At 68.0% G+C, this 23,587-nt stretch carries 17 protein-coding genes; 16 read left to right on the top strand and 1 reads right to left on the bottom strand.

All coding sequences use genetic code 11. The features are described from left to right. The first annotated feature begins 1 nt into the window (after position 1). The 16 genes from E6K76_03585 to E6K76_03510 all read left to right on the top strand — a co-directional run bounded on the left by E6K76_03585 (position 2) and on the right by E6K76_03510 (position 23,250). Positions 2 to 655 carry a phosphoribosylglycinamide formyltransferase gene (locus E6K76_03585; protein ID TMQ59840.1) on the top strand — a complete coding sequence of 218 codons (654 nt, stop codon included), beginning with the start codon at positions 2 to 4 and terminating at the stop codon, positions 653 to 655. 1 nt (position 656) lies between these two features. Beyond that, positions 657 to 1,559 carry a phosphoribosylaminoimidazolesuccinocarboxamide synthase gene (locus tag E6K76_03580; protein ID TMQ59798.1) on the top strand — a complete coding sequence of 301 codons (903 nt, stop codon included), beginning with the start codon at positions 657 to 659 and terminating at the stop codon, positions 1,557 to 1,559. Beyond that, positions 1,556 to 3,166, top strand: a complete 1,611-nt coding sequence (gene purH / locus E6K76_03575) for a bifunctional phosphoribosylaminoimidazolecarboxamide formyltransferase/IMP cyclohydrolase (protein ID TMQ59797.1) — start codon at positions 1,556 to 1,558, stop codon at positions 3,164 to 3,166. The genes E6K76_03580 and purH overlap by 4 nt, the downstream gene beginning before the upstream one ends. Next, positions 3,151 to 4,701, top strand: a complete 1,551-nt coding sequence (gene guaA / locus E6K76_03570; protein ID TMQ59796.1) for a glutamine-hydrolyzing GMP synthase — start codon at positions 3,151 to 3,153, stop codon at positions 4,699 to 4,701. The genes purH and guaA overlap by 16 nt, the downstream gene beginning before the upstream one ends. A gap of 4 nt (positions 4,702 to 4,705) precedes the next feature. Then, positions 4,706 to 7,636 carry a M6 family metalloprotease domain-containing protein gene (locus tag E6K76_03565; protein ID TMQ59795.1) on the top strand — a complete coding sequence of 977 codons (2,931 nt, stop codon included), beginning with the start codon at positions 4,706 to 4,708 and terminating at the stop codon, positions 7,634 to 7,636. Positions 7,637 to 7,666: 30 nt separating this feature from the next. After that, positions 7,667 to 9,928: a lytic transglycosylase domain-containing protein gene (locus E6K76_03560; protein TMQ59794.1), complete on the top strand. Its 2,262-nt coding sequence runs from the start codon at positions 7,667 to 7,669 to the stop codon at positions 9,926 to 9,928. 9 nt (positions 9,929 to 9,937) lie between these two features. After that, the gene (locus E6K76_03555; GenBank protein ID TMQ59793.1) at positions 9,938 to 10,519 is read left to right on the top strand and encodes a phosphatidate cytidylyltransferase; all 582 of its coding nucleotides are present in this window, start codon (positions 9,938 to 9,940) and stop codon (positions 10,517 to 10,519) included. Between the two features lie 307 nt (positions 10,520 to 10,826). After that, a complete protein-coding gene (secA, locus tag E6K76_03550) occupies positions 10,827 to 13,907 on the top strand; it encodes a preprotein translocase subunit SecA (GenBank protein ID TMQ59792.1) in 3,081 nt (1,026 codons plus the stop codon). 15 nt (positions 13,908 to 13,922) lie between these two features. Next, positions 13,923 to 14,393 carry a hypothetical protein gene (locus tag E6K76_03545; GenBank protein ID TMQ59791.1) on the top strand — a complete coding sequence of 157 codons (471 nt, stop codon included), beginning with the start codon at positions 13,923 to 13,925 and terminating at the stop codon, positions 14,391 to 14,393. A 1-nt stretch (position 14,394) separates the two neighbouring features. After that, positions 14,395 to 16,812, top strand: a complete 2,418-nt coding sequence (gene topA / locus E6K76_03540) for a type I DNA topoisomerase (protein TMQ59790.1) — start codon at positions 14,395 to 14,397, stop codon at positions 16,810 to 16,812. Beyond that, positions 16,793 to 17,713, top strand: coding sequence for a tyrosine recombinase XerC (locus tag E6K76_03535; protein ID TMQ59789.1), 921 nt, complete (start codon positions 16,793 to 16,795; stop codon positions 17,711 to 17,713). The genes topA and E6K76_03535 overlap by 20 nt, the downstream gene beginning before the upstream one ends. A gap of 43 nt (positions 17,714 to 17,756) precedes the next feature. Then, entirely contained in the window at positions 17,757 to 18,800 is a 1,044-nt protein-coding gene (gene argF / locus E6K76_03530) for an ornithine carbamoyltransferase (GenBank protein ID TMQ59788.1), read from the top strand. After that, entirely contained in the window at positions 18,797 to 19,858 is a 1,062-nt protein-coding gene (locus tag E6K76_03525) for a hypothetical protein (GenBank protein ID TMQ59787.1), read from the top strand. Before argF ends, E6K76_03525 begins: the two co-directional genes overlap by 4 nt. Before the next feature lie 20 nt (positions 19,859 to 19,878). After that, complete coding sequence (locus E6K76_03520) at positions 19,879 to 20,766, top strand: 4-hydroxy-tetrahydrodipicolinate synthase (GenBank protein TMQ59839.1); 888 nt, start codon at positions 19,879 to 19,881, stop codon at positions 20,764 to 20,766. A 9-nt stretch (positions 20,767 to 20,775) separates the two neighbouring features. Next, on the top strand, positions 20,776 to 21,501 hold the full coding sequence (locus tag E6K76_03515; GenBank protein TMQ59786.1) for a 4-hydroxy-tetrahydrodipicolinate reductase: 726 nt from the start codon (positions 20,776 to 20,778) through the stop codon (positions 21,499 to 21,501). Between the two features lie 21 nt (positions 21,502 to 21,522). Beyond that, a complete protein-coding gene (locus E6K76_03510) occupies positions 21,523 to 23,250 on the top strand; it encodes a proline--tRNA ligase (protein TMQ59785.1) in 1,728 nt (575 codons plus the stop codon). Here E6K76_03510 and rpsT read toward each other — a convergent pair. Further along, complete coding sequence (gene rpsT / locus E6K76_03505; protein TMQ59784.1) at positions 23,225 to 23,479, bottom strand: 30S ribosomal protein S20; 255 nt, start codon at positions 23,477 to 23,479, stop codon at positions 23,225 to 23,227. The two genes, E6K76_03510 and rpsT, sit on opposite strands and share 26 nt — an antisense overlap. Between the last annotated feature and the right edge of the window lie 108 nt (positions 23,480 to 23,587).

The raw sequence follows: 23,587 nt of genomic DNA, 5'->3' as shown, positions 1-23,587 counted from the left end.
GCTGCGGCTGCTTGTTCTGGCTTCGGGACGGGGGACCCACGCGGTCAACCTGATCGAGGCCACGCGCGACGGCCGGATCTCGGGAGAAGTGGTTCGCGTCGTGAGCGACCGCCCCGACGCCGCGGCGCTCGAAGAGGCCCGGGCCCTGGGCGTGGCGACCCTGGTCCTCGCGCCGGTGACGAAGGGCGCCCGCCTGGATCCGGAAGCGGAGCGGATGCTCCTCCAGACCGTCCGCGAGGATCGAGCCGAGTTGATCGCGCTTTGTGGCTTCTTGCGCCTGCTCGGCGCGGAGTTTCTCGATCGTGTCCCCGCGCCGGTTCTGAACGTGCACCCGGCGCTGCTTCCCGCGTTCCGCGGTCTCAACGCCCAGCGGCAAGCCATCGAGGCCGGCGTTCGGGTGACCGGGGCGACCGTCCATTTCGTGGACTCGGGCATCGACACCGGGCCGATTCTGCTTCAGGTGCCCTTGGACGTGCTGCCCGGCGACACGGAGAAGAGCCTCTCGGATCGGCTGCTTCCCCTCGAGCATCGCCTGTACGTCGAGGCCATCCGATTGATCCAGCGCGGGGCGGTCCGCCGCGAGGGCCGCCGGGTCACGATCGATCCCGAGCGCCCGGCGCCGCGTGTGCCGGCCGGCGCCGAGCGGAGGAAATGACATGAAAGCGGTGGAGCGCGCGCTCCAGCAGATAGCGATCCCGGGACGGAAGCCCGACTACTCCGGGAAGGTCCGCGACATCTACGACCTGGGGGAGACGCTTCTTATCGTGGCCACCGACCGGGTCTCGGCCTACGACGTCGTCCTGGGCGAGGGGATTCCTGGCAAGGGGCGTGTTCTCACGCAGATTTCCCGCTTCTGGTTCGAGAAGCTCCGCGACCTGGCCCCGAGCCATTACCTCACGACCGACGTGGCTTCCTTCCCGGAGCCCTTCTCGAAGCACGGAGCGCTCCTCGAGGGACGGTCGATGCTGGTCCGGCGGGCGAAGCGATACGATGTCGAATGCGTCGTGCGCGGCTATCTCGCCGGCTCGGGATGGAAGGAGTACCAGGCGACCGGCGAAGTCTGCGGCGTCAAGCTCCCGCCGGGGCTCAAGCTCTCCTCCAAGCTGCCCGAGCCGATCTTCACTCCCGCCACCAAGGCGAGCGAGGGGCACGATGAGAACATCACGTTCGAACGGATGGCCTCAATCGTCGGCGCTTCGGTGGCCGAGAAGCTCCGGGAGACGAGCCTCGCGATCTACCGCGCCGCCTCCGCATACGCGCTCCAGCGCGGGTTCATCCTGGCCGACACCAAATTCGAGTTCGGAGAGCGCGAAGGGGAAGCCCTCTGGATCGACGAAGCGCTCTCCCCGGATTCCTCGCGGTATTGGCCGGCCGCCGGGTACCGCGAAGGAGTGGCTCAGGACAGCTTCGACAAGCAAGGGATCCGCGACTATCTCGACTCGATCCGCTGGGATCGGAATCCGCCGCCGCCGCGCCTTCCGGAAGAAGTCATCGAGAAGACGAGCCGGCGATACGAGGAAGCGCTCGCCACGATCGTAGGGAGCCCGCGCGACCGGTGAATGAAATCCGGATCGGGCGCGCGCTCCTATCCGTCTCGGACAAGACCGGCCTGGTGGAATTCGCGAACGGGCTCGCGCGCCACGGCGTCAAGATCGTCTCGACGGGTGGCACCGCGGCCGCGCTCAAGGACGCGGGCGTCTCCGTGCGCGACGTCTCCGAGATTACGGGATACCCGGAGCTGTTCGGCGGACGCGTGAAAACCCTCCATCCCGCCGTCCACGGCGGGATTCTCTATCGGCGGGGCCTCGCGGCCGACGAGGACGAGCGCCATCGACACGGCATCGTTTCGATCGAAATGGTCGTGGTGAATCTCTATCCCTTCGAAGCAACCGTGGGGCGCGCCGGGGTTCCCGATGCGGAGGCCCTCGAGCAGATCGACATCGGAGGGCCCGCCTTGATCCGGGCCGCGGCCAAGAACCATGCTCATGTGCTCGTGGTCGTGGGCCCGGACCAGTACGCGGACGTGCTCCAGGCTTTGGACCGCGGCCGGGGCGCGATTCCGGCGACCCTGGCCCGTGCCTTCGCGCGGCGCGCGTTCGAGCGGACCTCCGCGTACGACGCGGCGATCGCCCGCTACCTCGCCTCCGCCTCGGCGGGCGGTTCCGGGGCCGCGCCATCCTCGGGAGGCGTCACCGCGCTCGCGGCCGGTCCCCGAAGCGTTCCGGAGCGGATCGAGCGACGGTACCGCCTGCTGCAGAAGCTCCGCTACGGGGAGAACCCGGGGCAGGAGGGCGCGATCTATGCGCCGGAAGAGGGAGGGCGAATCGAGGCGCTGACCCAGCTGCGAGGAAAAACGCTCTCCTACAATAATGTTCTCGATGTGGAGTCCGCGCTCCTGCTCCTCCATGAGTTCGAAGAGCCGGCGGCGGTCGTGGTGAAGCACCGGAATCCCGCGGGCGCGGCCGTCGCCCCCACGATCGCCGAGGCGCTCGGGCTCGCGCTCGCCTCCGATTCGCTCTCGGCGTTCGGCGGCATCCTCGGGCTGAACCGCCCGCTCGACGCCGCGGCGCTCGACGCGATCGGGAACCTCTTTCTGGAGGTCGTGCTGGCCCCCACGATTTCCGTTCCGGGGGAGCGTCTGGAGAAGCTGCGCAAGAATCTGATGGTGCTCGAGGTGCCTGATCTTCTCCGCGGCGCGGCCGACGCGCTCGCGACCCGCAGCGTCCTCGGCGGACTGCTCGCGGAGACCGCGCCGGGACCCCCACAGCTCCAGAGCTGGATGGCGGTCACCGCGAAACGGCCGACGGAAGCCGAGGAGCGCGACCTCAGATTCGCGTGGCGCGTTACGCGGCACGTCGTTTCGAACGCGATCGTGATCGCGCGGGAAGGACGCACGCTTGGAATCGGGGCGGGACAATCGTCGCGGGTGGACGCGGTGCGGCTCGCGCTCTTCAAAGCGGAGCGCTCGGGGCACGACGTCCGGGGGGCGGTGCTCTGCTCGGATGCGTTTTTTCCGTTTCCCGACTCGGTCGAGATGGCCGCCCAGGCGGGAATCACGGCCATCGCGCAGCCCGGCGGGTCGGTTCGCGACGAAGAATCGATCGCTGCGGCGGAATCGCGCGGGGTCGCCATGCTTCTAACGGGGGAACGATGCTTCCTCCATTGAGCCACGAGCTGCTCCTCATCCTCGACTACGGATCCCAGTTCACCCAGCTCATCGCCCGGCGGGCGCGCGAGTTGGGCGTCTACGCCGAGATCGTGGGGCCGCGCCTCACCCGTGCCGAGATCGAGGGGCGTCGTCCCAAGGGGGTCGTGCTCTCGGGCGGCCCCTCGAGCGTTCTAGACGAGGGCGCGCCCGGTCTCGACCCCGCGATCCTCACGCTCGGCATCCCCGTGCTCGGAATCTGCTATGGAATGCAGCTCTTGGCGCGCGACCTGGGCGGCCGGGTGAGACCGAGCTCGCGACGCGAGTACGGAGAGGCGACGCTCGCGGTCGAGCGCGAGGGGCGGCTCCTCGCGGGGGTGGACCGGACGAGCCGCGTCTGGGCGAGCCACGGCGACGTCGTGGAAAGCATGCCCCAGGGGTTCACGCGCCTCGCGCGCACCGAATCGGTCGACGTCGCCGCGGTCGAGGATCCGGGGCGCGGCGTCTACGCGGTCATGTTTCATCCGGAGGTCGCGCATTCGACGCAGGGCGCCCGCATTCTCAAGAACTTCCTGTTCGACGTGTGCGGCTTTTCCGGCGACTGGACGATGGGGCAGGTCTTGAGCGAGCTGACCGGGAGGATTCGCGCGCAGGTCGGAAAGCGCCGCGTCCTCTGCGCCCTGAGCGGCGGCGTCGACTCCTCCGTGGTCGCGGCGCTTCTTCACCGCGCGGTCCCGGGTCAGGTGCTCGCGGTGTTCGTCGACCACGGGCTCTTGCGCCTCGGCGAGGCGGAGCAGGTCTCACGCGCCATGGGGGAGCTCTTGGATCGTGACCTCGTGACGGTGGACGCGCGGGAGCGATTCTTTTCGGCGCTGCGCGGGGTCGAGGATCCCGAACAGAAGCGAAAAATCATCGGATCCCAATTCATCGAGGTGTTCGACGAAACGGCGCACAGGACCGGAGGGGCCGAGCTTCTGGCGCAGGGCACGCTCTATCCGGACGTGATCGAGAGCACCTCCACCCGCGGACCCTCCGCGAAGATCAAATCTCACCACAACGTGGGGGGGCTTCCCGAGCACATGAAGATGGAACTTGTGGAGCCTCTCCGGGAATTATTCAAAGACGAAGTCCGGGAGCTCGGAAGGCTGCTGGGCCTCCCGGCGCCGGTCATCCAGCGGCACCCGTTTCCCGGGCCGGGGCTCGCGGTACGGATCCTGGGTTCGGTGACCCCCGAAGCGGTCAAGACGCTGGCCCTCGCCGACGATATATTCGTGACCGAGCTCCGAAGGGCGGAGCTCTATGACAAAGTTTGGCAAGCACTTGCGGTACTCCTTCCCGTTCGCACGGTCGGGGTGATGGGGGACGGGAGAACCTACGAACAGGTCGTGGCGCTCCGGGCGGTCACCTCGAGCGACGGCATGACGGCGGACTGGGCGCGGCTCCCGGACACCTTCCTGGCCCGTGTCTCGTCCCGGATCGTGAACGAGGTCCCGGGCGTCAATCGCGTCGTCTACGATATCAGCAGCAAGCCTCCCGCGACGATTGAGTGGGAGTGAGCCCATGCCGACCCAACTCCGGGAGGTTGCCGTGAAACGATCGGACTCCGGTTTGCCCGCGCGGGGCATGCAGCGCTCGGCGCGCTTCGGGCGCCTCGCGCTCCTCTGCGCGGCGGTCGCCGCGACCGTGCTTGCCACGGCGACGCCGCGGGAGGCGCGGGCGGCCGCGATCTCCCCCCGCGTGGTCGCGGCCGCGCGCGGAACATCGCAGGAACCGCTCCTCTCGCAGCATGCCGAGCGCTACCAGATGAGCCGGGCGTGGGGCGTCGACCGGGTGTACCCCCAGTTCGCGCTCAACCTCGCCAAGTATCCGCGCGAGGGCGTCGCGCACAGGAACATCCTCGTCGTGCTCTGCGATTTCGACGCGGATCCCTTCGGCCCCGCGGTCCATCACGGCGCGAAGTCGACGCCCGGCTACTACAACCGTCTCTTCTTCAGCGATGACCCGAACGACGGGATCATCAGCTTGCGCGAGTACTACCGAATCAACTCGCACGGCAGGCTCATCGTCTCCGGGCGCGTCACCTCGGACTGGCTCACGATGCCCCACTCCTACGCCTACTACGTGAACGGGACCTCGGGTCTCGACTTCAGCGCCTATCCGCGCAGCGGCCAGCGGCTCGCCGAGGACGCCATGTCGGCCGCGTATTCTTCTTTCGGCCAGAACTTGAGCTTCTTCGACAACGACGGCCCCGACGGGATTCCCTCGAGCGGGGACGACGACGGCTACGTCGACGCGGTCATCGTGATCCACCCCGGCCAGGGCGCGGAGGTCGCGCCGATCGCGCAGGAAGACAACCTGCTCTGGTCCCACGAGGCGGGGATCGCCGTCTACCAGACTTGCCCGCCGCCGAGCAGCCCCAACTGCCTGCCGGGGATTCTCCTCGGCGGGGTGCGCGGCTTCCTCTACACGATGAACGGCGAGTACAACTACGGGCCGGGCGACAACGCGAACGGGACCTACTGCCATGAGTTCGGCCACACCCTGGGCCTCGCCGACCTCTACGAGTTCAGCGCCTGTGGGAGAGGGGTCGGAACCGGTCTCGGCGTCTATTCGCTGATGGCGCTCGGAAACTATCTGCCGCTCAATCCCGCGACCGCGCAGGGCACTCGCCCGGGGAATCTGGATCCATGGTCCCGGCAGTTCCTGGGATTCGAGCAGCCGACGGTGATCGCCCAATCCGGGTCCTACCGGCTGCCCCCCCTCTCGAGGGGAGGGGGCGTTCTCAAGCTCTGGAAGGACGGGCAGCCCGGCACCGAGTACTTCCTCGTCGAGAACCGAATCCACGAGGGCTCGGACGAGTTTCTTCCGGGCGAGGGTCTCTTGATCTATCACGTTGACGACACCCTGATCGACAACTGTCTCGACTGCGACAACGTCTCCTGCTCGGATCCTCCCGGCCCGCACTACCGGGTCGCGGTCGTGCAGGCAGACGGCTTGAAGGAGCTCGAGTCGTCGTCGCCGCTGGACTTCGGGGACAGCAACGACTTTTTCCCGGGAAGTCTCTCGGTGCGCTCCTGGACCCAGAGCACGACGCCGAGCACGCGCGATTACTCGAACGCGGACACGGGGATCAGGATGACCAACATCGCCGGGGCATCCCCCGACAACGCCGACACCGCCTCCTTCGATCTCTCGGTGTCGCTGAGCCCGTACCTTCTCGTGAGCGGCCTCACGGTGCGTGACGGTGGATCCGGAAACGGCAACGGCATCCTCGATGGGGGAGAGACCGACTCGCTGCTGGTGACGCTCCATAACGCCGGCACGGGATCCGCCGCGCTCACCTTGACCTTGAGCACGTTGGACGGGAGCATCACGATGATCGACGGGGGCTCGAGCGCGCCGGCGACGGCATCCGGCGGCACGGTCGCCACCGCGACGCCCTTCGTGTTCTCGGTGGCGCCCTCCACGCCGGTGCCCCACGCGGTGGACTTCACGCTCGGCTGGAACGACGGCGTTTCGTCCGGGACGGAGACGTTCACGCTGACCGTGGGGATGGGCACCGGGCTCTTGGCGGACTTCGAGTCGGGGATCGGGTCCTGGTCCTCGGGGCCGGTCGCGCCCACCGCGATCGACGAATGGCATCTCTCCGCCACGCGCGCCCATGGCGGCGTCACGAGCATGAAAGCGGGGAGCTCGCTCGACCCCTCCGGGGGCGGCACGAACGACGCCAAGACCTACGCCGATCTCGAAGACGCGGCGCTGGTCTCGCCGATGTTCTACCTGCCGCCGGGCTCGCAGCTCGCCTTCTACTCCTGGATCGACGCCGAGACGAACGGCGGCACGATCGCGTGGGACGGCGGCCGCGTGGAGATTTCCTCTCGGGGCGGGCCGTGGGAGCCGATCCCGGTGGACGGGGGCTACGGCCACCAGATCGCGTTCGATTCGGGCGCCTCGCTCCGGGGCGCGGATGTGTTTTCGGGCTCGCCACAATCCTGGCGCCGCGTCGTCGCGGATCTCTCCGCGTACGCGGGCCCGGTCCAGGTTCGCTTCCGGTTCTCGAGCAACGAGCAGAACCAGCCGTTCCTGTTCAGCACGGGCGCGCTCGCGCGCTACTACGAAGGTTGGTACGTGGACGACGTCTCCGTGGGGCCGCGGGTCGACGGGGGGCCCGCACGCAGCGTCCTCTCGCTCCGGGGCGGCCCGAATCCCTTCCGCGCGAGCCACGGCTTCACATCGGCGATCAGCTTCCGATTCAGCGCGCCCGATGGGCTGCCGCATCCGGGGCTGACTCCGCAAATCAAAGTGTTTGATCTCTCAGGAAGGCTCGTCCGAACGCTGGATTCGGCACCCGACGGTCTCGTCCCCGGCGAGTTCCGGGCGACGTGGAACGCGCGCACCGACCAAGGGGAGCTAGCGTCGTCGGGGATCTACTTCGCCAAAGTCGACGTGCTCGGCCAGACCCAAAGCTTCCGCGTCGTGCTGCTCCGGTAGCGGCGCTTGAACGTCGGGCGGGGGATGTGGGTGGGTGCGGCGATTGCCGTGCTCCTGCACGCCCCGCTCGCGTTCCTGCCTCCCGCGGTCGCTCAACCCAAGCGGCCGGCGCGATCCGCGGCGTCCTCCCACGAGATCCTCGCGGCCCGCGCCGCGCGTGAGACGGCCCGTTCGGAGTGGATGAGGGCGCGCTGGAGCGGAACTCTTTCCGCGCTCCGCGATGCGCAGGGACGCTGGGACCTGGCGACCGAACGCTATCGTTCCATCCTCCGCTCGACCCCCTTGCCGGCCCACGTCCCGCGAAACCAGAGGGAGGCATGGATCGCCGTCGCGATGGATCTGGCCGAGGCCGGGGAATGGCCCCGAACCCTCGGTCTCCTGAGCGGGGCCCTCGCCGAAGAGCGATCCCTGGCATCCCTCCGCGGGCTCGCGAAGGGGAGGCTCGAATCCCCCGCGGCCGGGCTCCGATCGCTCGGTTGGCCGCCCGATGCGCGCGGCGGCTCGTTTTCGGAGCCCTCCTCCACGGGGGACGAGGCCGCGCTCTACGTCGCGGCCACTCTCTCCGACTCGGCCGGATCCCGGCGCGCAGCGCGGGCCGCCCGTTGGCGTCTGCTCAAGGAAGGGCGTCCGGCCAGCGCGCGGGCTTGGGCACGGTACACCCTCGCGCGAGCCCTCCTGGGAGGGGGGGAGTCGCTCCTCGCGAAAGCGATTCTCTCCAAGGAGCCGTCGCGGACGAATCAGGAGACGCTCCTTCTCGCGGAGATCACGGCGGCGACCGGGGATACGGCGACCGCGGCACGGTCTCTCATCGCGGCCGCCACGCGCGGAGAGCTCGCGACCGCCGACCGCTACGCCGCGGCGAAGCGCGCGGCGGGATGGGCCCAAGGCGCGGTTCTCGATGCGCTGGGCGAGCGCGAGTGGATGAGCTTCGTGCGGGCGCTCGCCGACGTGGGCGAAGCCCCGCTCGGGCTCCGTGTGATGGAAGGACGCCGCGCGCCCCCCCCGGATGCCGCCGCCGCGTCCGAGCGGGAGACCGCCCGCGCGTTTCTGCTCTATCGCGCGCGCCGGTACGAGGCGGCCGCCGCGGCGTACCGCGAGCTCCTCTCGCGCCGGGGCGCCCCGTCGAGCGGGCGCGCGGATTTGGCGCTCGGCCTGGCCCGCTCGGTCCGTGCGCTCCACGACTTTCGCGCCGCCGACAACGCGTTCGTGCTCGCCGCGACCTGGGACAGCGCGGGCACGACCGGGGAGACCGCGGCCTGGGAGCGCGCCCGCGAGTGGGAGGACCAGAAGACGCCGCGCGAGGCGGCGTTGATCCTCCGCTGGGCGCGGGCGCGGACCCGCACCCAGGCGCTCGCCGCGGCCGTGCGGGTGCACGAAGCGATCGCCTGGCTCCGCGCGGAATCGCTCGCGGCGGCCGATTCCGCGCTCGCGGGGCCCGGCGCCGAGGACGCGCGGGTTCTGTTCTGGCGCGGATGGGTCGCCTCGGCGGCGGGGGATTCCAGCCGCGCCGCCGACGCGTTCCGGCGCGCGTGGGAGCTGGACCCCTGGTCCTATGAAGGCGTTCGCGCGCGCGAGCTCTCCGGGCTACCGGTGGACCCGACGCAAGGAGTTCCCGATGCGCGCGCCAAGCACGCCGCGCGACCGGTCCTCCCTCCGCCTCCGTCCGCCCGGGTTCTGGATCTCGTCGGATTCCGCGACCCCTCGCTCGAGCTGCTCCGCTCCTGCGCGATGGGGGAAAGCGAGGCTCGGGCGAACGGCTGCGTGGACGCGCTGGAGGCGAAGGGCATTTATCGCGTCGGGCAGGCGGACATCGATCGCGATCTCAGGCTCCGCTTCCCGCCCGCGTTCGCGGGGGCGGTGTTTGGGGCGGCCGAGGAGGAAAGCCTGAGCGTGGCGTTTCTCTGGACCATCATGCGGCAGGAGAGCGGGTACAATCCCGCGGCCCGCTCGCGCGCGGGAGCGCTGGGATTGCTTCAGCTCATCGTCCCGACGGCGTCCCGCCTCGCCGGGCGCGCGATCTCGGAGGACTCGCTGCTCGACCCCGGGCTGAACGTGCGGCTCGGCGCGATGTATCTTCGCCAGCTTACACGCGAATTCGGCGACCTTCGCCCCGTGTCTGCGGCGTACAACGGAGGGGAAGAGGCGGTGCGGCGCTGGCTCGCGGCGCGCCCGCGGATCGACGACCTGTGGGTGGAGCTGATTCCCTACCGGGAGACCCGGGAGTACGTGAAGCAAACCTACGCCGCGATGCGGCGCTATGAGGCGGTCTATGAAGCGGCGCCGTCGCGCTGAGGAGCGGGCGTGCTCCTAGCGTCGGAGCTCAAGCGCAAAGCTATCCATCTCGCCTCGCTCTCCATTCCGATCGCCTATTACGTGAGCCCCGCGTCCTGGGGGAGGACCTGGGAGCGGGCGCTTCTGGCCTCGGTGATCGTCTCGCTCGCGATCGAGGTGTTTCGACTCCACAACCCGAGAATCCGGATCGTCTTTCGGCATTTCTTCGGTGAGCTTCTCAGGAATCACGAGGAGGCCTCGCTGCTGGGGTCCACGTACCTCCTGATCGCGGTGCTCCTCACGATTCATCTCTTCGACAAGCCGGTCGCGGTGCTCGCCCTCGCATTCCTCATCCTGGGCGATACGGTGGCGGCCATCGTCGGGAAGTCGATCGGCAAGACGAGCCTCCTGGGGGGCAAGACCCTCGAAGGGAGCTTCTCCTGCTTCGCCGTCTGCTATGGCTTGACGCTCCTCATGCCCGGCATCCCGTTCTATGTCGGGCTGGTCGGAGCGCTGACCGCGACCATTTTCGAGCTGCTCCCGATCCCGCTCGACGACAATTTCCGCATCCCCCTCTCGGCCGGCTTTGCCATGGAGCTTCTGCTTCGCTGAGCGCCCGGGGTGGGCCCGGACCCTTCTACATGTAAGCAGGTCGAATCTGCCTTGACACGCCCGGCATCGGATTCATAGACTGCGTTCGCGGGTAGAGGTGTAAACGGGTGGCCCCGGGGGGAGCCTTAGTCCAGTCTTACCACTAGCTTACGAGATTCGAGAGGTCCCTAAAACCCCGGCAGCTTCGCGCTCCTGGGGTTTCGCTCTATCCGGTTGGGAGAGGGTTTGTTCGGCTTGGCGGGGCGCACATGGAGCCCGCCGGCCGGGGCGGGGAACCGGGCCGGGTACGGCCGTCTACAAGGAGCCAATGGTTCTCAATCTGATTACACGTGTCTTCGGGACCAAGCACGAGCGCGACGTCAAGCGCATGTGGCCGCTTGTGGAGGAGATCAACGACCACTTCGGGCGCCTGCGCGACCTGCCGGATGAAGCGCTCCGCTCGAAGACGGCGGACTTCCGGGCCCGCCTCGAGGCCGGCGAGACCGAGGACGAGGTCCTCCCGGAAGCGTTCGCGGTCGTGAAGGAGACCTGCCGCCGTCTGGTGGGGCAGACCTGGGATGTCTGCGGTATCCCGATCACCTGGGACATGGTGCCCTTCGACGTGCAGCTCCTCGGAGCCATCGTGCTCCACGAGGGAAAGATCGCCGAAATGGCGACGGGCGAAGGCAAGACGCTCGTCGCGACGATGCCCATCTACTTGAATGCGCTCGGCGGGAAGGGGGTCCACCTCGTCACGGTGAACGACTACCTGGCCCGACGCGACAGCGAATGGATGGGAAAAATCTACGAGTCTCTGGGCCTGACGGTCGGGTGCATCCAGAACGGAATGGATTTCGCAGAGCGCCGGGCCGCCTACGCCTGCGACATCACCTACGGCACGAACAACGAATTCGGCTTCGACTACCTGCGCGATAACATGGCCCGCCATCGCGACCACCGCGTCCAGCGGGGCCACCACTACGCCATCATCGACGAAGTCGACTCGGTCCTCATCGACGAGGCGCGCACGCCGCTCATCATTTCGGGACCGGTGGAGCACAGTGTCCAAAAGTACGACGAGATGAAGCCCGACGTGGAGCGGCTCGTCCGCACGCAGGGGCAGCTCGTGAATCGGATCCTGGCCGACGCCGAGGCGATCCGGCAGGACCCCGAGAAGGAGTGGGAGGCTGGTTTCAAGCTCCTGCAAGTGAAGCGCGGCGCGCCGAAGAACAAGCGTTTCGCGAAGCTGGTCTCCGACGAGCCCGGGTTGAAGCGCCTCATCCAGCGCGTCGAGCTCGAGCTCATCCGCGACAAGCGGATGCAGGAGGCGGACGAGGAGCTTTTCTATTCGATCGACGAGAAGAACCACTCGATCGATCTCTCGGAAAAGGGGAGGGAGCTTCTCTCGCAGCGCGATCGGAACCTCTTCTTGCTCCCCGATCTCGCGACCGAGCTCAGCGCCATCGATGAAGACGAGAGCCTGGCCCCGGCGGACAAGGTCGCGAGGAAACGCGATCTGGAGCGCGTCCACGGGGAGCGGAGCGAGCGCGTCCACAACATCCTGCAGCTGCTGCGGGCGTACTCCCTGTACGAGAAGGACGTGGAATACGTCATTCAAGAGGGGAAGATCCTGATCGTGGACGAGTTCACCGGGCGGCTCATGCCGGGGCGCCGGTACTCCGACGGGCTCCACCAGGCGATCGAAGCCAAGGAAGGCGTTCGCGTGGAGGGGGAGACCCAGACGCTCGCGACGATCACGATCCAGAACTATTTCCGGCTCTACGAAAAGCTGGCCGGCATGACCGGCACGGCCGAAACGGAGGCCCAGGAGTTCTGGCACACGTACAAGCGGGATGTCGTGGTGGTTCCCACGAACCAGCCGGTGCGCCGGGTCGACGCCGACGACGTCATCTTCAAGACCCGGCGAGAAAAGTACAACGCCTTGGTCGAGGAGATCGCCGATCTTCACACGAACAAGGTACCGGTCCTCGTGGGCACGATCAGCGTGGAAGCGTCCGAGACGTTGAGCCGTCTCTTGAAGCGGCGGGGCATTCCGCACCACGTCCTGAACGCGAAGTACCACCAGCAGGAAGCGGAGATCATCGCCCAGGCGGGACGAAAGGGCGCCGTCACGATCGCGACCAACATGGCCGGCCGCGGGACCGACATCAAGCTCGAGCCGGGCGTGATCCGCTGCGATCGGGCCTGCTTCGCGGGGTCGACCAGCCGGCTCATGCACGGGGTCTGGAGGAGCGTCGCGTACTGCAAGGAAGCGTTGCCGTGTGGGCTCCACATTCTGGGAACCGAGCGGCACGAGAGCCGGCGCATCGACCGTCAGCTCCGCGGCCGCGCCGGGCGGCAGGGGGATCCGGGTTCCTCCCGTTTCTATCTCTCCCTCGAGGACGACCTGATGCGCCTCTTCGGATCGGAGCGCATCGCGGGCATCATGGAGCGGCTTGGGGTTCAGGAAGGGGAGGTGATCGAGCACGGCCTCGTGACGCGCGCGATCGGCCGGGCGCAGAAGCGGGTGGAGGCTCACAACTTCGACATCCGGAAACACCTCCTCGAGTACGACGACGTGATGAACCAGCAGCGCACCGTGATCTATTCGCAACGGCTCCGAGCGCTGGAAGAGAACGATCTCAAGGAGTCGATTCTCGAAATGATGGAGGAGACCGTCTCGGAGCGCGTGGCGTCCTATCTCCCGACCAACGAGCGGTGGGACGAGGAGGATCTGAAGCGACTCCTGAACGAGGTGAGCCAGCTGGTGCTTCGAACGGTCCAGCTGCCCGACGCGGGCGACGGACATCCCTCCGCCGAGGAGGTCGAAGAGTCGCTGCGGCAAACCGCCCGCGACGCGTATGAAGAGAAGGAGCAGGAGATCTCTCCGCCGATCATGCGCGAGCTGGAGCGGCAGGTGTTCCTGAACGTCATCGACGAGCATTGGATGGACCATCTTCGCGAGATGGATCATCTTCGCGAGGGGATCGGGCTGCGCGCGTACGGCCAGCGGGATCCGCTCGTGGAGTACAAGCGTGAGGCGTTCTCGATGTTCGAGGAGCTGACGCGCTCGATTCGGGAGGAGGCGGTGCGGACGCTGTTCCGCGTGAGCCTCGTGAGCGAGCCCGCTCCCCCCGGGGCTCCGGCCGGGGGAGCCGGGCGTGGCACCGATCGCGCCCCGCTCCCCGCGTCGGCGCGGTCGCTTCCCCGCGTGCGCGCGACGCCTCAATCCGAGTCGCACGTCGCGGTCTCCGCGTTCGGCACCCCCGCGAAAGGCGCGGCCGCGCCCGATGCGTCCGTGGGTGCGCCCCGACGGACGCCGGTGGTGACGCAGGAACCCAAGGTTGGAAGAAACGATCCCTGTCCGTGCGGCAGCGGGAAGAAATACAAGAAGTGCCACGGAGCATAGACCAGGAGGGAGCCCATGGATGACAACGTTCGGGAAATGATGGTCCTCATCGTGGAGCAGCTGAAGGCCTACGTGGACGGGAACGAGGACGCCCTCCTCGAGCTCACGCAGGTCCTGGATTCGGGGCACCATGACGCCGACGTTGTGAACCTGGCGTTCGAGATGATCTTCCGCGCGTTGGAACCCTACTCGCGGGAGGACTACCCGGGCCAAGCGAAGGTGCCGCGCAAGCACGTGCGCGTGCCGACCGGGCCCGAGCGGGCGCTGCTTTCCTCGCCCGCCTATACCTACTTCTTCCGGCTGAGCGAGTCGGGGCGTGTGACGCCCGAGCAGTTCGAAGAGATCATGGCCCGGGCGCGAGACGAGGGCCCCGCGCTCGACAGCGAAGCCAAAGCGGAGGAGCTGGCGACCGAGGTGCTGATCCACTGGTTCGACGAAGAGCACGGCTTCCTGTCGGATCCAGGCTTCCCCCCGACGGCCCACTAGCGTGACGACGCGGAAGACAAAGCCAAAATCCAGGGCGAAGCCCGAGAAGCGAGACGCGGCGGCGAAGGCAGCCGCCGCGTCCGCGAAGGTGCCGGCCCGCTCCGCGCGCCCGGGGCCGGCCCCCGCCGCGGCCGCGAAGGGCGAGACCCCCGGGGGCAAGGGACCGCGCGGCAAGAGCCTCGTGATCGTCGAGTCGCCCGCCAAGGCGAGGACGATCGGGAAGTATCTCGGGCCCGGGTTCGAGGTGCGCGCCTCGAACGGGCACGTGCGAGACCTCCCCAAGAGCAAGCTCGGCGTGGATATCGAGAACGGCTTTCAGCCTTCCTACATTCTCATCAAGGGAAAAGCGAAAATACTCAAAGACCTGAAGCAGAGCGCCCGACAGGCGGCCACGATCTACCTCGCGCCCGACCCCGACCGGGAGGGGGAGGCGATCGCCTGGCATCTGGCCGAGACCCTCGGAAACGGATCGGACAAGAGGATTCGCAGGCTCGCGTTTTACGAGATCACGAAGCGCGGGATCATGGAGGCGCTGGAGACGCCCCGCTCGATCGATATGAACAAGGTGCACGCGCAGCAGGCCCGGCGCGTCCTCGACCGCCTGGTCGGATATCAGGTAAGCCCGTTCCTCTGGAAGACCATCCGCTACGGGCTCTCCGCCGGCCGGGTCCAGTCGGTGGCTCTGAGGCTGATCTGCGAACGGGAAGAGGAGGTCCGCGCGTTCGTGCCCCGGGAGTACTGGACCCTCGATGCGGATCTCGCCACCGCGAAGGACGAACGCTTCCGCGCGCGGGTGCAGAAAAAATCGGGCGAGAAAATCTCGCTCGAGAACGAGGCTCAGGCCAAGGCCGCCGCCGCGGAGCTCGAGAAGGAGTCGTTCCGCGTCACGGGCGTTCGCACGCAGGAGAAGAGGCGAAATCCCCTTCCGCCCTTCATCACGAGCACGATGCAGCAGGAATCCTTCCAGAGGCTCCGCTTCAGCGCCCAGAAGACGATGGTGATCGCGCAGCAGCTCTACGAGGGTATCGACGCCGGAACGGAGGGGCCCACGGGTCTGATCACCTACATGCGGACCGACTCGACGCGGACGGCGCCCGACGCGCTGGCCGACGTCCGCGATTTCATCCAGACCACCTTCGGCCCGAGCTACCTGCCGGCCGAGGCGAGGCATTTCCGGTCGCGCGAGACCTCTCAGGACGCGCACGAGGCGATCCGTCCGACTTCCGTCGCCAGAACCCCAGCATCCATGAAACGCCACCTCGAGCCCGACCAGTATCGGCTTTACGAGCTGATCTGGCAGCGCTTCGTCGCCTCGCAGATGAACCCGGCGCTCGTGCTGACTACCACGGTCGACATCAAGGCGGGGGAGTATCTGTTGCGCGCATCGGGGAGCCGCGTCAAGTTCGACGGCTTTGCGCGCGCGTATCACGCCACCTTGATCGAGGGGACCGGACCCGAGGCCGCCAAGCTTCCTTCATTGCAGGAAGGGGATGTTTTGAAGCAGCTGGGGATCCATCCGGAACAGCACTTCACCGAACCGCCGCCGCGCTACACCGAGGCGAGCCTCGTGAAGACCCTCGAGGAGAAGGGAATCGGCCGGCCGAGCACCTACGCCACGATCGTGGGGACCATCCTGACGCGCGATTACGTGCTCCGCGACCGAGGGAAACTGACCCCCACCGAGTTGGGCATGACGGTGTGGAAGCTCCTGGACCGGATGTTCGGCGACGTGTTCGAAGTGGAATTCACGGCGCGAATGGAGCAGGAGCTGGATCGGGTGGAGACGGGAAAGGACGCCTGGGATCATGTGGTCGCCGATTTCTACGCGCCGTTCCGAAAGGACCTCACCGTCGCCGAGTCGCAGCGCGAGAGCCTCAAAGCCTCGCTCGCGGAGGAGTCCGACCGGGAGTGTCCGAAATGCGGATCCAAGATGGTGAAGCGTTACGGAAGGAACGGTCCCTTCCTCGCCTGCCCGCGCTATCCCGAATGCAAGACCACCATGCCGGTCGAGGAGGAGTCGGAGGGAGCGGAGGCCCCGACCCAGCCGTGCCCCGTGTGCCAAAGCCCGATGCGAATCCGGTCCGGGAGGTTCGGCAAATTCCTCGCGTGCTCGCGCTACCCCGACTGCAAGGGGACGCGTCCCCTCGGGCTCGGCGTTCCTTGTCCCGAGTGCGGTGCCGGCGAGCTGGTCGAGCGCCGGACACGGAGGGGAAAGGCGTTCTTCGGCTGCAGCCGGTACCCGACCTGCACGTTCGGCATCTGGGATCGGCCCGTCCAGCAGGCGTGTCCTTCGTGCGGCTATCCGATCCTCGTCCAGAAACGCACCAAGACGAAAGGCGACTACCTCCAGTGCCCGAAGTGCAAGACGCGCGTCGACGCCGAAGCTTCCGAGGCCGTGAGTGGAACGCTGGATCGCTGAGTTCCTCGAGTATCTGCGGGAGCAGCGGAGGGTCTCGGCGGGGACGCTCCGCGCGTACCGCGACGACTTGACCCGATTCGCCGCGTTCGGGCGGTCGCGACTCAAGCGCGACGCGAGGGTCCCCGAGGATCTGACTCCGGAGCTCCTCGCGGCCTTCGCCGCGGCGCGCTCGCTCGAGAAGGCCCGCCGCAAGAACCGCCCCGTATCGGCGCGCACGCTCGGCCGCGCGCTGGCCGCGCTTCGCTCCTTCCTCCGTTACCTGGAGCGCCGCGGCAGGACGACCGCGGCCCTTCGCGGGGCGCTCCCGCGGGTGAGCACCCCCCAGCCCCTGCCGGCGGCGATTTCGGAGGTTCCCTTGAACGAGCTCATGGACCGCGCGGCGGCTTCGGTCTCAGACCGCGACACGCGGGCGCTCCGGGCGCTGGTCGCGGCCGAGTGGCTCTACGGCTCCGGCCTTCGCTTGAGCGAGTTGACCGGGCTCACGTGGAGCCGGTTCGATGCCCGCAGGCGCCTCGCGCGGGTGCTCGGGAAAGGAGGCAGGGAGAGGGTGGTTCCGGTGGGGGCCAGGGCCGCGGATACGCTCGCGCGATACTGGGTCGCGATGGGCGCCACGCCCGCGCCCACCCGGCATCTGATTCCAGGGCGCCGCGGCGGCGCGATCTCGCCCCGCACGCTCGAGCGGGACATCCGCGCCTTTCTGGGCGCGCTCGGCCCCAACACCGCGACCCATCCGCATGCGTTGCGCCACAGCTTCGCGACCCATCTCCTCGACCGGGGAGCCAACCTGCGCGCGGTCCAGGAGCTTCTGGGGCACCAGAATCTGGGGACCACCCAAATCTACACCCATGTGACCCGGCGCCGCCTCAAAGCGGCCTACGCCCGGGCGCACCCACGGGCGTGAGCAGGACCCTCTCCCGCGAGCCCCACCGAGGAGCCTTCCTGAGATGAAGCGCGACCTTGTCTCTTTTGCGGATCTCACGCGCCCCGACGTGGACCGGCTGTTCGCGACGGCGACACGGCTCAAGGCGGATCTTCGCGCGGGGCGGCGGCATCGTGAGCTGGATCAACGCACGCTCGCCCTGATCTTCCACAAGCCGAGCCTGAGGACGAGGCTCTCCTTCGAAGTAGCCATGACGCAGCTCGGCGGGTCCTCGATCTTCATCACGGAGCGCGAAATCGGGATGGGGTCGCGGGAGCCGGTCTCCGACGTGGCGCGCGTCCTTTCGGGATACGTGGACGGCATCATGGTCCGCACCTTCGACCACGACCTGGCGAACGATCTCGCCCGTCACGCGAGCGTTCCCGTGATCAACGGGCTCACCGATTGGCTCCATCCCTGTCAGATCCTCGCGGACCTTTTCACGCTGAAGGAGCACGCCGTCGATCTGGACCGCGCGGTCGTAGCGTATATCGGGGACGGGAACAACGTCGCTAACTCGTGGGTCGAAGCCACGAGGCTCTTCGGACTCGAGGTTCGAATCGCCTGCCCGGAGGGCTACGAGCCCGACCCCAAGCTGATCTCCCAGACGGCGAAGTCCGGACCTGGACGCGCGCGCGTCCTGCGATCGGCCGCGGAGGCGGCCCAGGGAGCCGACGTGCTCTATACGGATGTGTGGGCGAGCATGGGGCAGGAGGCGGAACGCGAGAAGCGACTCCCGATCTTTCGCTCGTATCAGATCAACCCGTCGATCCTCCGTATGGCCAAGCCCGCGGCTTTCGTGATGCACTGCCTCCCGGCGCATCGCGGAGAGGAGATCACCGAAGACGTGATGGAGGGGCCCCAGTCGATCATCTTTCCCCAGGCCGAGAATCGGATGCATCTGCAGAAGGCGATTCTCTACGATCTCCTCGTCGGGAAGGACCCGTCGGGGCGCGGGGCCGGAGCGAAGCCGAAGCGTCCGTCCGCCCGGCCGGGCACGCGGACGAAGGCTCGGGGGCGCGCGGGCGCCTCGGGACGCCGGCCCGCTCGGAGCCGGCGCGGGCGGTGACGCGACGCGCGGCGTTCGCCGGGGCGCTCGCCGGGGCCGCGCTTCTTGGCGGATGCGCGAAGCCGGACTTCCCGCCCGGCGGTCCGATCGACACCGTTCCCCCACGGGTGTTGCTCACGACTCCGGCGGACAGCACGACGCGTGTCCCTCCCCAGGTGGAGATCCAGCTCCTGTTCTCCGAGCCCATGGACCGCGTGAGCGTGCGGGACGGATTCAAGATCTACCCACCCCCCGGCGCGCCCTCCTATCACTGGAGCGGCCGCCAGCTCCGCGTTTCCTGGGAGGCGCCGTTGCGGCCGACCACGACCTATTTGGCCTTTCTCAGCGCCGGAGTGAAAGATACGCACGGCGTGCCGCTCGGCTCGCCGGTCACGATCCGATTCTCGACGGGTGACTCCCTGGCCCCCGGACGGATCACGGGGGTCCTACGCGCGAGGACCCTTCCGACCAAGGGTGTTCCGATCTGGGCGTATCCCGATTCGCTCGGGAGAATCCCGGATTTCGCGAATGTCCAGCCGTCCTACGCGACCGAGACCGACACCGCGGCCGCGTACGCCTTGTCCGGGCTCCCGCTCGGCCAGGGGTTCACGATCCACGCCGTGTTCGATCTCAACCGAAACGGCTCGTTCGACTCGCTGACCGACATTGCCGCGAGCTATCCGTCCGCGATCCGGTTGACACTGGAGCGGCCGGTCGCCGATAGTATCAATCTGGTTGCGGTCGATCCGCGCGCGCCGGCGACCCTGACGGGGAAGATCAGCTCTCCCGACTCGACGGCCCGGTTCAGGGTCGAGGCCCGCTCCGATTCGGACACGACCTTCATCCGTACCGTCGAGCGAACGGGCCCGGGGGACTACATCCTGCGCGTGCCGCCCGGGCGATACCGGCTGCGCGCGCTCCGCTTGCCCGGCCGCGCCGGCGAGCCGACGGAAGCGCGCCGCGAAGGGTTCCTGGAGGCGCTCCCCGAGGAGCAATATGAGCACATCGACTTCCGACTCGAGCGGGTCGTGAAGCCCGCCCCGTCCGTGAAGGAGCCGCCACCGGAGCCCGAGGAGTAACCATGGCCGATCTCCAGACAATGTTCGACGGCTTGGCCGTCGCGCTGGTTACGCCCTATCGGAACGGCTCGGTGGATCGGGAAGCGCTCGCGCGGATCGCCGGTCGCCTCGTCGAGGCCGGGGCGCGCGCGCTGTATCCTTGCGGCTGCACCGGAGAGGCGACCTCGCTCACCCGCGGGGAGCGAGAGCAGGTCATTCGCACGGTGGTCGACGCGGCGCGCGGTCGCGCATCCGTGATCGCGGGAACCGGAACCGCCGTGACTTCGGAAACGATCGAGCTGTCCCAGGACGCGATCCGCTTTGGCGCGGACGGCGTCATGGTCATCACACCCTACTCCTGCAAGCCGACGCAGGAGGGGCTCCTCGCCCACTACCGCGCGGTCGCGGACCGGGTCGACCGTCCGGTGGTTCTCTACAACGTCCCGTCCCGGACGGGGGTCACGCTGGCCCCCGAGACGATCGCGAGGCTGGCCGAGCACCCCCGCATCGCCGCGATCAAAGAGGCCAGCGGATCGCTGGACCAGGCGAGCGCGATACGCGCGCGCTCCGGGATCGCGATCCTGGCCGGAGACGACTCGCTGTATCTGCCGCTGCTCGCGGTCGGCGCGCGCGGGGTCGTCTCGGTGGCGGGGCATCTCGTTCCGAGGGAGATGAGCGCGATCCACGCGCACGCGGTCGCGGGCCGCTTCGCCGAGGCGGAGGCGATCCATCGAAAGCTCACGCCTCTCTTCCGCGCGCTCTTCCTCGAGACCAACCCGGCGCCGGTGAAACACGCGCTCATGCGCCTGGGGTTGATGACCGGAGAGCTGCGCCTGCCGCTCGTCTCTGTCAAGCCCGAGACCGCCGCCGTCATCGAACAGACGCTGGAGCGGATCGGCGTCGCGACGCCCGTGCGATCGGGCGGCTGACCCCGCCGCGTGGCTCAAACCGCGATCCTTCTCTTCGGCGCCACGGGTCGCATGGGGCGGGCCGTGCGCGCGTGCCTGCCCGAGTTTCCCGAGGCCAGGCTGATCGGCTGCGTCGCTCGATCCCCGGATGATCTCGGCTGTCCCAAGGGATGCTCGTGGATGACCCCCGAGGACCTGTTTGCGGGGCGGGGTGAGCTCCCGGTGGATTCCGTCGTGATCGACGTGAGCCTCGCCGCCGGAACCGCCCGGCTCCTCGATTGGCTCGAGCGCTCGCCGCGCGCCTTCCTGAGCGCGACCACCGGCCTCGGCCAAGCGGACGAGGCGCGTGTGGAGGCGCTCGGCGCCCGGGCACCGGTCCTCCGCGCGCGCAACTTGAGCGTGGGGAACTCGGTCGCCGAGGGGATGCTGCGTTCGGTCCCTGCCGCGGCGCGAACCCTCTTGGAGGTCGACTTGGTCGAGCATCACCACAGCGCGAAACGCGACGCTCCGAGCGGGACCGCCCTCGCCTGGGCGGCTCTCCTGAGGCCGGGAGAAGTCCGCATCCATTCGATCCGCTCGGGCACGGCCGCCGGCACCCACCGAATGATCTTCGCGGGCGCGGGGGAAACTCTGGAAATCGTTCACACGGTCTCCGACCGCGCTGTGTTCGCGCGGGGGGCGCTCCGCGCCGCGTGCTTTCTGCGCGGCAAGCCGCCCGGGCTCTACACCCTCGAGCAGACGCTCGCCGGTCCCTGACGAGGAGCTCGAGAAACGCCCATGCGCCTATCGCGTGCCTTCATCCCCACGCTGAAGGAGGATCCCTCCGACGCTGAGCTGATCAGCCACAAGCTGATGGTCCGCGCGGGAATGTTGCGCAAGCTCGCCGCCGGCGTTTATACCCTCCTGCCGCTCGGGTGGAGGGTGACGCGAAAAGTGGCGCAGATCGTCCGGGAGGAGATGGACAAGGCAGGAGGCCAGGAGCTTCTCCTCCCGATCCTCATGCCCGCCGAGCTGTGGAAGGAGACCGGCCGGTGGGAGCAATACGGGAAGGAGCTTTTCCGTCAGAAGGACCGTCACGAGCGCGACTACGTCCTCGGACCCACGCACGAGGAGGCGATCACGGATCTCGTGCGGAACCACATCCGCTCCTACCGCGATCTGCCGCTCCACCTCTACCAGATCCAGACCAAGTTCCGCGATGAGATCCGCCCGCGGTTCGGGGTCATGCGCGCGCGCGAATTCCTGATGAAGGACGGATACAGCTTCCACACCGACGAGGCGCAGCTCGCGGCGACGTACGATCGCATGCGCGAGGCCTACGCCGCGGTCTTCCGCCGCTGCGGGCTCGAGTTCGTGATCGTGGAGGCGGATTCGGGCGCGATCGGCGGCGACGTCAACCATGAGTTCATGGTGACCGCGGAATCGGGCGAATCTCTGATCTTCTCCTCCCCGTGTGGCTACGCGGCCTCCGTGGAACGCGCGAAATTCAAAATCGATCCCCTGCCGGCCGAGCCGGAGGAAGCGCTGGATTCGCGCGAGACGCCGAGCCGGAAGACCGTCGAAGAGGTGGCCTCGTTTCTCTCGGTCGAGCCGTCGCGACTCCTGAAATCGCTCGTCTTCCTCGCGGGGGAAGAGCCCGTCCTTGCCGTGATCCCGGGGGACCGCGAGCTCAACGAGGCGAAGCTCGCGCGGGTGCTGGGCCATCCCGCGCCGCGGCTCGCGACGGCGGAGGAGATCGAGCGACTGACCGGGGGCCCGCTCGGGTTCACCGGGCCCGTCGGCCTCGCCGGAACGCTCCGTACGATCCTGGACCTCTCGGTGCAGGAGGGCCGGAACTACGTGACCGGAGCGAACAAGCGAGACGTCCATTGGGTCAACGTGCGCGTGGGACGTGACGTTCAGGCGATCGAGCGGGCGGACCTGGCGACGGCGCGCGAGGGGGACCGCTGCCCGCGCTGCGGCGATCCGATGAGGGTGGGGCGCGGGATCGAGGTGGGGCACATCTTCAAGCTGGGGCTCAAGTACTCACAGGCGATGGGAGCACGTTATCTCGATTCGGAGGGGAACGAGCGCACGATCGTGATGGGGACCTATGGCATCGGGATCACGCGGACGGTCGCGGCGGTGATCGAGCAGCTTCACGACGCAAACGGGATCGTTTGGCCGTATTCCGTCGCGCCGTACCACGTCCACCTGGTGCCGGTGAACATCCGTCACGATCCGTCGCGCGAGGCGGCGGAAGCGATCTACGCGCGCCTTACGGAGTGGGGGATCGAGTCGATGCTCGACGACCGCGACGAGCGCCCCGGAGCGAAGTTCAAGGACGCCGATCTCATCGGGATACCGCTCCGGGTCACGATCGGGGAGAAGGGGCTGAAGGACGGGGTCGTGGAGCTTCGGGACCGGCGAACGGGTCGGATCGACCGGGTTCCGGTAGGAGAAGCCGCGGCCGAATGCCGGAACAGGGTCGCCGAAGAGCTCAGGAAGCTCGCGCCGTCCGGTTGACCATCCGAGCCAGCCTCGACTTGCGGCGGTTGGCGACCGCCTTGTGGAGGACACCCTTCCGCACGGCGCGGTCCAGCTTGGCCACAATGGATCGCATAAGAGGTGTATTTCCAGGTTCTTGCCGCGCTTTCTTGAGGAGCGTCTTGAGCTCGGATTTCACGTTCAAGTTTCGCTTCTGGTCGCGCAGGTTCGTGTGGATTCTCTTCTCGGCCGATTTGTGGCGGGGCATTCGCTCCTCCTGGTTGGGTCTCCGCTAAGTGTAAGCGGTTACCGTATCTGAGGATCAGAGAGCTGTCAAGATCCGAGACCCGGGCCGGAAGCGTGGTATCATTCTTCG

The organism is Candidatus Eisenbacteria bacterium (assembly GCA_005893275.1).
Classification (GTDB): Bacteria; Eisenbacteria; RBG-16-71-46; order SZUA-252; family SZUA-252; genus WS-7.
The sequence above is the reverse complement of the archived record's forward strand: the minus strand, read 5'-3'. Positions and strand labels throughout refer to the sequence as shown.